This window comes from Vagococcus salmoninarum (assembly GCF_003987495.1).
Taxonomy (GTDB): domain Bacteria; phylum Bacillota; class Bacilli; order Lactobacillales; family Vagococcaceae; genus Vagococcus_D; species Vagococcus_D salmoninarum.
Genome location: NZ_NGJU01000020.1, coordinates 22057 through 34931, shown reverse-complemented (window position 1 = coordinate 34931; position 12875 = coordinate 22057). Strand labels below are relative to the sequence as shown.

Below are 12875 nucleotides of genomic sequence, written 5' to 3'. Positions count from 1 at the left end.
CCCTCCTTTTCTGAAAGATTATCTGTTAAAATCTTAAAGTAAGTATAACATAATATCGAAATTTAGTGATAAGTTAACTATAAACTAAATTTAGCAATAGTCTAACATTATTGTAAGGTGAAATAGAAAAATGTAAGTAAGTTCCATGTTCACAACTGGGAAAAAGGGCTACAATAATACTATTAGCAAAAAGAAGGAGTCGAAAGACATGACGGAAATTTTGGAAGTCTCACGTTTAAATAAAATTTACGGCAATAAATTGAATCAAACGAATGTCTTAGCAGATATTTCTTTCTCCGTTGATCGAGGGGAATTTGTTGGGATTATGGGACCTAGTGGCGCAGGTAAAACAACATTATTAAACATCATGTCAACAATTGATCGACCAACAACGGGGAAAGTCTTAATTAATGGTACAAATATTAGTAAATTAAAGGAAAAACAATTAAGCGAATTTCGGCGGCAAGAACTAGGGTTTATTTTTCAAGACTTTAATTTATTAGACTCATTAAGTGTGAAAGATAATATTTTACTGCCTTTAGCAATTGAGAGACTTAATCATCAACAGATGGTAGTCAGGTTAGCAGAAATTACTAAAATTTTAGGAATTGATCACTTGCTGAGTAAAAAACCAACAGAAATTTCAATCGGGCAAAAACAACGAGTAGCTGCTGCCCGGGCGGTAATTACTGAACCCTCTTTAGTTTTTGCTGATGAGCCAACTGGGTCTTTAGATTCAAAATCGGCAACGGAGCTTCTGCATTACTTAACAGAGATGAATAAACGGGAAGGGACAACCATTATGATGGTCACACATGATGCTTTTACCGCGAGTTACTGTCATCGGATTTTATTTATTAAAGATGGCTTGATTTTCTCGGAAATTGTCAGACAAGGAAGCCGGAAAGACTTCTTTCAAAAAATTATGGACATGCAAACAGCCATTGGAGGAGGCGTGTCACATGAACTTAGCTGAATTAGCAGTGAAAAACATGCGGACCCAATATCAAAATTTTGTGATGTACTTTATTAGTATGGCTTTTGGTGTGATGGTTTTTTATAGCTTTGTCGCGATGAGTTACAATCAAGCCTTATTGGAACGAATGGCAGTCAGTTTAAATTTGAGTAGTTCTTTAAAAGCTGGTAGCACGATGATTATTATTTTTATTTTTGTCTTTATGTATACGGCGAATAATTTTTTTATGCAACGGCGAAAAAAAGAAATCGGCTTGTACAATCTACTTGGCATGCGGAAACGTCAAATTGGTCTGCTATTTTTTATGGAAAATATTTTAATCGGTTTATTAGCCTTAGTTGTGGGAATTATCGCCGGTGTGATTTTTTCTAAATTATTTTCGATGCTCTTAGTCAAAGCGATGTTTTTGACTGTTGACAGTGATTTTTCGATTTCTTGGCGAGCAATCAGAGACACTGCTTGGATGTTTCTACTGATTCTAGCCCTTGTCTCATTTCGCAGTGGCCATTTAGTTTACCGTTATAAGTTAGTTGACTTATTTCGGGGAAATTCTAGTCAACCTAAAGAAGCAAGGGTGACTCTTTGGACATGGCTGATGGGATTAAGCGGCTTGGGGCTATTAAGTTACGGTTACTATTTGGCGACTCATTTTTTAGACTTTATTTTGAAATTAAATCAGCAACTACAGACAGATTTAGGTTTAATTATAGGGGCAATGTTGTTACTGCTCTATTGTATTAGTGGCACTTATTTATTTTTCTGGGGCTTTTTACAAATTGCAGTCAAAGGCCTACAAATGGTGAAATGTTATTATTATCGTGACATTAATATGGTTTCTACGGGAAGTTTACGTTATCACTTCAAAAAAAATGGTACGACCTTAGCGACGATTGCCGTTTTATCAGGGACTGCCATCGCCGCGATTGGTGGCGCGACGAATGTTTATAACTTTGGGATGGCTAATGTGAACGCTGAAATCCCAACAGATTACATTGTGACGAAAGAAAGTTTGCCAGCTGTTAAAAACGTCATTAGTCAATCGAAAAACCATCGGCTGACAGCTGAAACGGAAGTGAGTTTTGGGGTGATTGGCGGGTATTTTGAGCGAGAGGGTTTTGGTGAGAGCCAGACTTATGTTGGCGGTGTTAATATCTTAAAAATATCTGATTACCAAAAACTAACTAAAATCAGTCCCTTATTGCCCCAACTAGTTTTAAAAAAGCTGTCAGAAGTAGCTGTTTTAGAACAATCGATGGCTAATGGGGAAGTCGTTAAGCGGCTGACAGTTAAAAATTTAAAATTTAGTGGCAGTACTAAAAAGTTTATTTCTATTAATAATGATGTTGATGCCTTAGGAGGTAGTTTTTCAACCCGCTACCATCTACCAACAATCGTTATACAAGACGAGCTTTTTAAAGAATTAAGTCCGGCTGTGGTTTATCAGTTAAGTTATTTATCGATTACCAATGGTGAAGACAGTCAAGGGTTATACGAGCAGCTGATGAGAGAAGTGCCACAAAAAAATTATCAAATTACTACTGAATACACGTTAAAAGCAGATCAGTTATCTGGGAAAATGACACCAGAAGTTTTGCTGTCAGAAGGCAACGAAGAAGCAATCCAAGAGGGGGTGACTGTTAGTCGTCAAAGTTTGATGGCACGCTATCCAACTCTGAGTGCTAGTCGAGTTGAGCTAGGTTTGTTAGTTTACATTGCGATTTTTTTAGGGGTAGTCTTTCTAATAGCTACTGGTAGTATCGTCATGCTTAAGCAACTATCGGAAGCTGAAGCCGAGAAAGAACGTTATCAAACGTTACGTAAAATAGGGGTTTCAAGAGAGCAGATAAAAAGAAGTGTGTATCGTCAAAACTTATTCGTTTTTCTAGCCCCGTTAGTAATTGCTTACTTTCATGCAAAGTATGCCTTAGTGACGATGAGTTTTTTATTAGCAAGTCACGACACCTTACTAACGTGGTTCGCCCGGGGCATGTTGTTATTAATTTATTTAGGTTTTTATATTGGGACCGCTAAAACCTATAATCGACTTGTTAATGAATAAATACTTGTTTTTTATGTTAGTTATTTTTGTTTTTTAATAAGTGATGTTCATGACAAAAGTGTAAGGAAGTTGTCAGCTAAAACCCTCAATTAGCAGGGGATTCTGTGATATACTCCTGTTAATATAAAATCACTGAAGTTATATCGGTCTTAAGTCTGATTTAGAGATAAGTCATAGGCTCGATTCATTTTCATTTTTTTTGAATTAAAATTAAAATGAACAAAGGAAAACTAACTGAAACATTATTTATATGAACTGAAAAATCAAACTTAGGGGGAAATAAAAATGATGAATAAAATCAAAGGTAAAATGGCTGATGAAAATGTTAATTATTGGATCCAATTTTTTGGGAAAACATTCTTTTATTTAACAGTGCTCTTAGTTCTCATTTATTTTTATCATTTTAGTCACATCGATGGTGGCAACTTTATTTATAATGAATTTTAAATAAGCTAACCTTGTTAGGGAAACGGGTAAATTACTATGGAAGTTGAAAATATCATACAAACAATTGATCAGTGGGCCATTAATCAACCAGAAGCCGTGTGTTTTAAAGACGCCGATCAAAGCTACACGTATCAAGAATTAAAAGTTAAATCCGACCGCTTAGCTAGTTACTTATTAAGTCAAGAGGATAATACATTACCAGTCATTGTCTACGGTGGCCTGGAATTCGAAATGATTGTGACTTTTCTAGGTTGTTCAAAGGCTGGGCATGCCTATATTCCAATCGATAGTCAGACACCAGCTGACCGGGTCAAACTCATTACCGAGGTGGCGGATTATACAAAAATTATCGCATGGGATGAGTGGCCCTTAGCGACTAATTCAGTGGAAGTGATTGAGCGTCAGGCAGGAAGCTCAATCTTAACTAATCAAGAAATAGCTGAGAACTTTAAACCAGTCAAAGGAGCAGAAAATTATTATATTATTTTTACTTCGGGAACGACTGGGGTGCCGAAGGGCGTTCAAATTTCTCATGATAACTTAGTTAGTTATAGTCAATGGATGCTAAATGATTTCGGCCTGTCATCAGGACTGAGTTTTTTATCACAAGCGCCTTATTCTTTTGACTTATCAGTGATGGATGTTTATCCAGCGCTATTATCAGGCGGGCACTTAGTCCCTTTAAAGAAAGAATTAATCAATGATTTTAAGCAATTATTTACAGTTTTACCGGAATTATCTTTGAATGTCTGGGTTTCCACGCCTTCATTTGCGGACATCTGCTTAATGGATCCCCGATTTAATGGCGATGAGATGGCAAGTCTTAGTCACTTCCTCTTTTGTGGGGAAGAATTAACTCACCAGACAGGAACTAAACTTAAAGAGCGCTTTCCGAAAGCTCGTATTTTTAACACTTATGGGCCGACAGAAGCAACCGTGGCAGTCACCGAGCTTGAAATAACGGCAGAAGTGTTAGCCAACTATCCCCGTTTACCAATTGGTCGGGTTAAAGCAGATACTAAGATTTACATTATGGCTGACACCGGCGAGGTTTTACCAGAAGGTCAAGTAGGTGAAATCGTGATTGCTGGTCCAAGTGTCTCAAAGGGGTACTTTAACAACCCGGAAAAGACAGCAGAAGCTTTTTTCCTTTATGAGGGGCAACCGGCTTATCGCACAGGTGATGCAGGGCTGATCCAAAATGGTATTCTAAGTTATCAAGGTCGGTTAGATTTTCAAATTAAGCTTCACGGCTATCGGATTGAATTAGAAGATATCGACCATCATTTAAGTGAGGTCTCTTATGTCCAACAAGCTGCCGTAGTGCCGAAATATCAAGAACACAAGGTCCAACAATTAGTTGCTTACGTCGTGGCTAATCCTCATGACTTTGCTAAAGATTACCAACTTACTAAAGCGATTAAAGCGGAACTAAAAGGCTCAGTCATGGATTATATGATCCCGCAAAAGTTTGTCTACGTGACAGCCTTGCCTTTGACTCAAAACGGTAAAGTTGATCGTAAAGGCTTGATTAATGAGGTGAATAGCTGATGTTAGCCAGTTTAAAAGCAATTAGTAATGGCATGATTTATTTATCGCCTTACGAAAACCCGTTTTATTTTGTGATCTTAAGTGTGGCCCTCTTACCGATGATTATTCAATTATTAAGAGGCAAACGGCCATTATGGTATCAAAATGTCTTAACCGTCTTTTTCTTATGGATGAGTTTTGGCGGACCAAGCTTACGTCAAGGGGCAGCCTTGATTTTATACGTGGCTTGGCAAACGTTGATTGTCTGGTTGTATTTCAAACACCGGCAAGTCAAAAATAAAAATGGTGTTTTTTACAGCGCCGTTGTACTAGCAATTTTGCCCTTGTTTTTAGTCAAAGTGATTCCTTTCTTACTAGAACAAACACCATTAAAACTCGTGGCTGAAAACAACCCGACGTTGAAAACAATGCCAAGTTTTATCGGCTTTTTAGGAATTTCTTACTTAACCTTTAAAGCAGTTCAGATGATTATGGAAATTCGCGATGGTTTAATCAAAGAGTACCACTTAAGTCGTTATTTACAATTTCTATTGTTCTTTCCAACGATTTCATCTGGTCCAATTGATCGCTACCGTCGTTTTGAAAAAGATTTACTTAATCCCCCAGACCGGGAAAAATATTTAGAACTACTGGCCCGAGGCATTCAAATGTTTTTTATGGGCTTCTTGTATAAATTTATTATTGGCTATATTTTAGGCAGTCAATTATTGCCAAAAGTTCAAAATTTCGCCTTAGAGCAAGGGGGAATATCCTTAGGATTACTAGGCACGATGTATGTTTACAGTTTATACTTATTCTTTGATTTTGCCGGCTACAGTTTGTTCGCTGTTGGGACGAGTAACTTAATGGGTTACGAAACTCCAGTCAACTTTAATAAACCCTTTTTAAGCCACAACATTAAAGAATTTTGGAATCGTTGGCATATGTCTTTATCTTTTTGGTTTAGAGATTATGTTTACATGCGACTGATGTTTACTTTAATCAAAAAGAAAGTCTTTAAAAGTCGAATTACTGCATCGAACGTCGGCTACTTTGCCTTATTTATATTAATGGGCTTATGGCATGGCTTAACTTGGTACTACTTAGTTTATGGCTTGTACCACGCCGCGTTAATTTGCTTAACAGATGTCTGGCTTCGCTATAAAAAGAAACATAAAGGTCAGTTACCGAGTAATAAGTTTACACATGGATTATCAGTCGTCTTAACCTTCCATGCTGTGGCTTTAAGTTTCTTAATCTTTTCAGGTTTTTTAGATACATTGATGAAAGCAACTATTAGATAATAAAGGGGAAAATTAAAAATGGATATTAAAACGATGATTTTAGACATATTAGAAGATTTAACAGGTACCGATGAAGTGAAAGATAATTTAGACGTGGACTTATTTGAAGAAGGCTTACTTGATTCTTTAGGAACCGTTCAGCTTTTAGTTGAAATCGAAGGCCAATGTGGCGTAACAGTACCAGTATCAGAATTTGAAAGAGACGAGTGGGCAACACCTCAAAAAATTGTGGATAAAGTCGTTGCCATGCAATCATGAGTTTCCAAAAGAAGCTTTTTACAACAATCGGGCCCTTAGCGTTAGCTTTTGTGATTGTCGGTGGGATTTTCTTATCCCCATTCAAATTCAGTGAAGCGAGTCCGAAAGTCGTTAAAGAAGCTTCTAATTCAATGGCAATAAACGTGATTAAAGGGAATTTAATTAAAAATAAAGCCATGGCGACAGATGACTATGTGCCCTTCTTTGGCTCATCGGAGCTTAGCCGCTTTAATGCGTTTCATCCATCGGTTTTAGCTGAAAAGTATGATCGGAATTACCGGCCCTTTTTATTAGGGGCAGCAGGTACCCAATCCTTGTCTCAATTTTTGATGTTGCAATCAATGGGCTCAGAAATGGTTGGTAAAAAAGCCGTCTTCGTGATCTCCCCTCAATGGTTTGTTAAAGAAGGTGTCAGTGAAGGGATGTTTTCTTTGTATTACTCACCTTTGCAAACTTACCAGTGGCTTAAAGGTTTAGAAACAATCAGTGATAGTGAGATTTACACGGCTAAAAGATTATTAAAATTTACTAGCGTTCGTTCAGACACAACGATGAAAACCTTACTTAAACAAATTGCAAGTGGCGAAGTCTTATCAGCCACGCAAAAACGGTTATGCCAAGTCAAACTCAACGTTCTTAATCGGGAAGATCAGTTATTTGGTCATCTGGGAATTGTCAGTAAAGAAGGGAAAATCACTAAGAAATTAGCTGATTTGCCTGAGACTTATGACTTTAAGACTTTAGATCAGTTAGCTTACGAAACAGGAAAAGCGAAAACGACGACGAATGACTTTCAAATCACGAATAAGTTTTATTCAAAACGGATTGCCCCAGTTAAAAAATCTTTGGAAAATTCCCAAAGAGATTTTGATTATCGAACATCTAAAGAGTATGCCGATTTTCAATTGTTTTTAGAGGAAGTTGCTAAGCTGAAAATGGACGTCCTCTTTGTTATCCCACCAGTCAATGAACGGTGGTCAACGTATACAGGTCTTTCAACAGAGATGCTTGATGAGTTTAGTTTGAAAATCAATCATCAATTAGCTAGTCAAGGTTTTGATCAAGTCTTAGATTTCACAGCTGATCGTGGGGAAGATTACTTTATGGAAGATACGATTCATATTGGTTGGCGGGGCTGGGTAGCACTAGACCAAAAAGTTGCGCCTTTCTTAGCAGAGCGCCAGAGCCAAGATCCGACGTATCAATTAGATCCCTATTACTTCAGTAAAGAGTGGCAAAAGCTACTACCTGAAGAGCTTAAATAATTTAAAACATAGTCGGAGTGACTTTTATCACTTCGGCTATGTTTTTCCTTTTATTAAGGCAATTATGAGTGGTATAATAGTAAGTAGAGTTATTTAGTTGAAAGGCGGAATGTTTGTGAATAAAGAAGAAGAACTATTTTTAAAAGAACTAACGGACGCTCGGGGAGTACCTGGCAACGAAGATGAAGTCAGAGATATCTTTAAGAAATATGCTGAACCTCATGCTGACAAATTATTATTTGATGGCTTAGGTGGCATTATGGCTCGTCATAATGGTGATAAAGAAGGCCCACGAGTTTTAATTATGGGACACATGGATGAAGTCGGCTTTATGGTAACCCAAATTACGGATAAAGGCTTTATTAAATTTCAAACTTTAGGTGGCTGGTGGGGTCAAGTAATGTTGGCTCAACAAGTTCAAATAAAAACAGCTAAAGGAAAAATCATTCACGGTGTGATTGGGTGTAAACCACCTCATGTCTTATCAGCTGATGCTCGTAAGAAGCCTTATGAGGTAGCTGATATGTTTATTGATATTGGTGCCACAAGTGCTGATGAAGTTAAAGAGTGGGGCATTCGTCAAGGTGACATGGTGACTCCTTATACGGAATACCGTCGCTTAAATGAGTCTAAATATTTATTAGCTAAAGCTTGGGATAACCGGATTGGAACTGCGGTTTCATTAAAAGTCCTGGAAAACTTAGCTACAGCAGGTCACCCTAATATTTTATTTGCTGGTAGCAACGTCCAAGAAGAAGTCGGTTTACGTGGCTCACGAGTAAGTACTCATTTAAGTGATCCTGAGATTGCCTTTGCGCTAGATACCGGAACAGCTGGCGATACTCCTGGTATGACACCAAAAGAATCAATGTCAGAACTTGGGAAAGGCCCCCAAATTTTAATTTACGATGCGTCAATGATCCCTCACAAAAAACTACGAGATTTTGTGATTGATGTAGCCGATGAGTTAGGCATTCCTTATCAACTAGAAGTCATTACTGGTGGTGGTACGGATGCTGGAACGCAACACATTGCTAAAGATGGCATACCAGCCTTAGCGATTACAGTGGCTACTCGTTACTTACATTCACATACCTCAGTGATTCATGAAGACGATTATTTAAATACTGTCAAATTAGTCACGGAAGTCGTTCGTCGTTTAGACAAAGAGACCGTTGCTAAAATTAAAGCTTACTAAAAAACAGTTTTGTTTTTAGAGCTTAGTAAGATCACTTAAAAGCTCATAAAGCGTCAATTTATGAGCTTTTTTGTGTTAAAATTAAGCAGAAAGCGCTAAAGTAAAGTTTGCGGAAGGAGCTAATGCAGGATGAAATTAACAGTTTTAGGTTATTGGGGTGGCTACCCTTGGCAAGGAGAAGGTACCAGTTCTTATTTGTTACAGGCAGAGGGCTATAATTTGTTGATTGATGCCGGCAGTAGCACATTAAATGTTCTTCAAACTGAAATTAGTCCATTTGAAATTGATAGTGTCTTGATTTCTCATTATCACCATGATCATATTGCTGATTTAGGTGTGTTACAGTATTATCGTCAGCTGGCTCCGCAACCAGAAGGAGTGGGGATTTTACCAATCTACGGCCATCAAGAGGATCAGCAGCAGTTTGAAAAATTAACACTTGCTGGGATTTCTCAAGGAATCTCCTATCATGAAGCTGACCAATTAGACCTTGGCCCCTTTACTGTGACCTTTCTTAGAACCGTTCATCCAGTAACCTGTTTCGCCATGCGGATTGTCGAAAAGCAAACAAGAAAAGTCTTAGTTTATACTGCTGATACGGGCTACTTCCCAGAACTTAGTGAGTTTGTCCGGGGAGCGGATGTCTTACTAAGCGACACTTATTTTTTAACCGGTCATGAAAATCATCACGCCCATTTAACATCGAAAGAAACTGGTGAGTTAGCAAAAAGAAATAATGTCAAAACCCTTTTGTTGTCTCATTTGTCACAAACTTGCGATTTAGATGTCTTAAAAGAAGAAACAAGTAATTTTGCTGGAGCAGACGTTACCGTTCAACTGGCTTATGAAAATTTAACCTTAACTATTTAGGAGGAAAATAACATGCTATTTGTACCAAATGAAAACAATGATCCCCGAATTAATTTAGCTTTAGAGACGTATTTAATGAAAGAACTACCTGTGGACGAACCGATTTTATTATTTTATATTAATGAGCCTTCAATTATTATTGGCCGTAACCAAAACACGATTGAAGAAATCAACAAAGAATATGTTGAAGAGAAAGGCATTCACGTTGTTCGCCGTCTTAGTGGTGGTGGGGCAGTGTATCATGATTTTGGCAACTTGAATTTTAGTTTTATTATGCCAGATGATGGCAATTCTTTCCGTGATTTTGCTAAAGTGACGCAACCAATCATTGATGCTCTCCATGCAATGGGCGTTGAAGGTGCTCAATTAAAAGGCCGGAATGACTTAGTAATTGGTGAAAAGAAATTCTCTGGCAATGCCATGTATGCAACTAATGGTCGGATGTTCGCCCATGGAACAATTATGTTTGATAGTGATGTCAACGAAGTCGTCAACGCTTTAAAAGTGCGTAAAGATAAAATTGAATCAAAAGGCATAAAATCAATTCGCTCACGAGTGACGAACATCAAACCGTTCTTAGCTGATGAGTATCAAAATATGTCAACAGTTGATTTCCGCCAAGCGATCTTACTCCGAATTTTCGGTGTTGAGTCAGTGGAGGATGTTAAAGTTTACGATTTGACGGAGGCTGATTGGGAAAAAATCAATGAAATATCCGATACATACTACCGTAACTGGGACTGGAACTATGGCCGTTCACCAGAATTTGACTTAGTTCGCCGTCAACGTTTTGCCATCGGTTCAGTTGAGGCGAAAATGAATGTGGCTGGTGGGGTTATTAATGAGATTCGTTTGTTCGGCGATTTCTTCGGCTTAGGTGAAATTGCCGACGTTGAAAAAATCTTACAAGGGACACGCTATGAAAAAGCTGCAATTGCGCAAGCCGTTGCTAAAATTGACATTAAAAAATACTTTGGCAATATTGAGGAAGCCGATTTAGTTAACTTATTATATTAAAAGAGAGACCGGTGACTTATTGTCACGGTCTTTTTTTACCTTAAAACAGAAACACTTAAAAACTCTATGTTATAATAAAACAATTAAACTAAATACTCACAATAGTTATTATGTGAACTAGGAGGAAGCAAATGAATCAAACACGCTTAAGTAAAGTCTTAACCGAGATGAAGGCAAGTGGGGTTGAACAGCTCTTGATTTCAGACCCAACGACGATTTTTTATTTAATGGAAAGATGGATTCATCCTGGTGAACGAATGCTCGTTTTAATTATTAAAAGTAACGGCGAGCATGTTTTAGTTATCAACCGCCTGTTTCCAATGCCTAAGTTAACTAACCCGAAACTCGTCTATTTTGACGACACCCAAGATGGGGTGACAGTTTTACTGACAGAAATTGATCCAAGTAAAACAATTGGGATTGATAAAACATGGCCAGCCCACTTCTTATTAAACTTAATGAAACAAGGGCAGACAACGGATTTTGTTTTAAGTTCTGATATTACTGACCACGTCCGAGCGTTGAAAAGTCAGGAAGAAATCCAACTGATGAAAGACGTTTCAGCAGACAATGATCAAGCCATGGGTGAGTTGCAAGCCTTAATACCTGCTAAATTAACAGAGTTAACAATGACTAAAAAATTAGCCGAAATCTACGCTAAACTAGATAATTCAGGATTTTCTTTTGATCCAATCGTAGCTTACGGGGCTAATGGCGCTGATCCTCATCATATGAATGATGAGTCAGTTGTTAAAGCTGGTGACAGTATTATTTTAGATATTGGTGGTACTAAAAATGGTTATTGTTCGGACATGACCCGAACATTTTTCTATCAATCAGTCTCAGATAAAAGCCGTGATGTTTATGAAACAGTTCTAGAAGCCAACAAACGAGCCATCGCAGCTGTTAAACCTGGTGTTCCTTTTAGTCAGATTGATGCAGCGGCAAGAGACTACATTACCGAAAAAGGTTACGGTGAATTCTTTACGCACCGAACGGGGCATTTTATAGGAATTGAGTGTCACGAAGCTGGCGATGTTTCAGCAGCTAATCACCAGTTAGTAGAACCAGGCATGATTTTCTCGATTGAACCAGGGATTTATTTAGCTGGGGAAGTCGGAGTCCGAATTGAAGATTTAGTCGTGGCGACAACGACTGGCTGTGAGCTGTTAAATCACTACCCGAAAGAACTAACGATTATCCCTTAATCGGTTAATTAAAAAGAAGACGAAAAGAGCCAGTGAGTGAAATCACTGGCTCTTTTCGTCTTGAAGGAAACCTTGACTAGTCAAGGCTTATTCGCTATGGTTAAAGGTAGGTATATAATAAAGAAGAGAAGTGGGATAATCGTTGAAAATTAGAGTAGGAATGAGAACTTTAAAAACCGGAATTAGTGTCTTTATTTGCATGTTAATCACCTTTTTATTTAACAGGGAAACGTATATTGTTTCGACAATTACGGCGGTGTTTACCTTACGGCAAAATATGACAGAAACGGTAAAATTTGGGAGACATCGAGTGGCTGGTAATATTTTAGGGGGATTTTTTTCCGTCGTCGTCATTTTTGTCTTTAAAACCTTCGGAAATAGTCAATTAGTCCAATTAATTACGATTCCTTTAGTCGTCATCGCCTTAATTGCGTTACTTTCAGGTTTTGGTTTAAATGAAGGAATTGTCGGTTCAGTGGCAACCTTATTAACCATTGTCTTTATGATTCCTGAACAAGATTCCTATATCTATGCCTTAAACCGGGTGGTCGATAGTTTTATTGGTATGGGGGTTGCTTTTGGAATCAACGGCTTTATTAGAGACAAACGGACAGTTTCTTGATCGAAGATAGTCTAAAATAAAAGAAAATATGTTATTTAACGGATGTTAATCGTTCGCTAAAGAATGCTTTAAAAAAAATCTTTAAAAATGAGCCGCGGGGGAGTAAGGCTAGCTCTGTCAT

At 37.8% G+C, this 12875-nt stretch carries 12 protein-coding genes; all 12 read left to right on the top strand.

Annotated elements, in window-relative coordinates; translation table 11 throughout:
- Nucleotides 1-208 precede the first annotated feature (208 nt).
- The 12 genes from CBF35_RS12095 (at nucleotide 209) to CBF35_RS12040 (ending at nucleotide 12754) form a co-directional block, all read left to right on the top strand.
- Nucleotides 209-976, top strand: coding sequence for an ABC transporter ATP-binding protein (locus CBF35_RS12095; protein ID WP_126781545.1), 768 nt, complete (start codon nucleotides 209-211; stop codon nucleotides 974-976).
- Nucleotides 963-3035 (top strand): ABC transporter permease, encoded by a 2073-nt coding sequence (locus CBF35_RS12090; protein ID WP_126781543.1) that lies wholly within the window; start codon nucleotides 963-965, stop codon nucleotides 3033-3035. Before CBF35_RS12095 ends, CBF35_RS12090 begins: the two co-directional genes overlap by 14 nt.
- Nucleotides 3036-3320: 285 nt before the next feature.
- Nucleotides 3321-3482: a teichoic acid D-Ala incorporation-associated protein DltX gene (locus CBF35_RS12085; protein WP_407290323.1), complete on the top strand. Its 162-nt coding sequence runs from the start codon at nucleotides 3321-3323 to the stop codon at nucleotides 3480-3482.
- A gap of 36 nt (nucleotides 3483-3518) precedes the next feature.
- Entirely contained in the window at nucleotides 3519-5033 is a 1515-nt protein-coding gene (gene dltA / locus CBF35_RS12080) for a D-alanine--poly(phosphoribitol) ligase subunit DltA (RefSeq protein ID WP_126781541.1), read from the top strand.
- The gene (gene dltB / locus CBF35_RS12075; RefSeq protein ID WP_407290322.1) at nucleotides 5033-6316 is read left to right on the top strand and encodes a D-alanyl-lipoteichoic acid biosynthesis protein DltB; all 1284 of its coding nucleotides are present in this window, start codon (nucleotides 5033-5035) and stop codon (nucleotides 6314-6316) included. Before dltA ends, dltB begins: the two co-directional genes overlap by 1 nt.
- 18 nt (nucleotides 6317-6334) lie before the next feature.
- Nucleotides 6335-6574 (top strand): D-alanine--poly(phosphoribitol) ligase subunit DltC, encoded by a 240-nt coding sequence (gene dltC / locus CBF35_RS12070; RefSeq protein WP_126781539.1) that lies wholly within the window; start codon nucleotides 6335-6337, stop codon nucleotides 6572-6574.
- A complete protein-coding gene (gene dltD, locus CBF35_RS12065; RefSeq protein WP_126781537.1) occupies nucleotides 6571-7839 on the top strand; it encodes a D-alanyl-lipoteichoic acid biosynthesis protein DltD in 1269 nt (422 codons plus the stop codon). Before dltC ends, dltD begins: the two co-directional genes overlap by 4 nt.
- Before the next feature lie 109 nt (nucleotides 7840-7948).
- The gene (locus CBF35_RS12060) at nucleotides 7949-9037 is read left to right on the top strand and encodes a M42 family metallopeptidase (RefSeq protein ID WP_126781535.1); all 1089 of its coding nucleotides are present in this window, start codon (nucleotides 7949-7951) and stop codon (nucleotides 9035-9037) included.
- Nucleotides 9038-9166: 129 nt separating this feature from the next.
- Complete coding sequence (locus CBF35_RS12055) at nucleotides 9167-9907, top strand: MBL fold metallo-hydrolase (protein WP_126781533.1); 741 nt, start codon at nucleotides 9167-9169, stop codon at nucleotides 9905-9907.
- A gap of 12 nt (nucleotides 9908-9919) precedes the next feature.
- Nucleotides 9920-10924 (top strand): lipoate--protein ligase, encoded by a 1005-nt coding sequence (lplA, locus tag CBF35_RS12050; protein ID WP_126781530.1) that lies wholly within the window; start codon nucleotides 9920-9922, stop codon nucleotides 10922-10924.
- A 131-nt stretch (nucleotides 10925-11055) separates the two neighbouring features.
- Nucleotides 11056-12132, top strand: a complete 1077-nt coding sequence (locus tag CBF35_RS12045) for a M24 family metallopeptidase (RefSeq protein WP_126781528.1) — start codon at nucleotides 11056-11058, stop codon at nucleotides 12130-12132.
- A 142-nt stretch (nucleotides 12133-12274) separates the two neighbouring features.
- On the top strand, nucleotides 12275-12754 hold the full coding sequence (locus CBF35_RS12040) for an FUSC family protein (RefSeq protein WP_228026018.1): 480 nt from the start codon (nucleotides 12275-12277) through the stop codon (nucleotides 12752-12754).
- The last annotated feature ends 121 nt before the right edge of the window (nucleotides 12755-12875 follow it).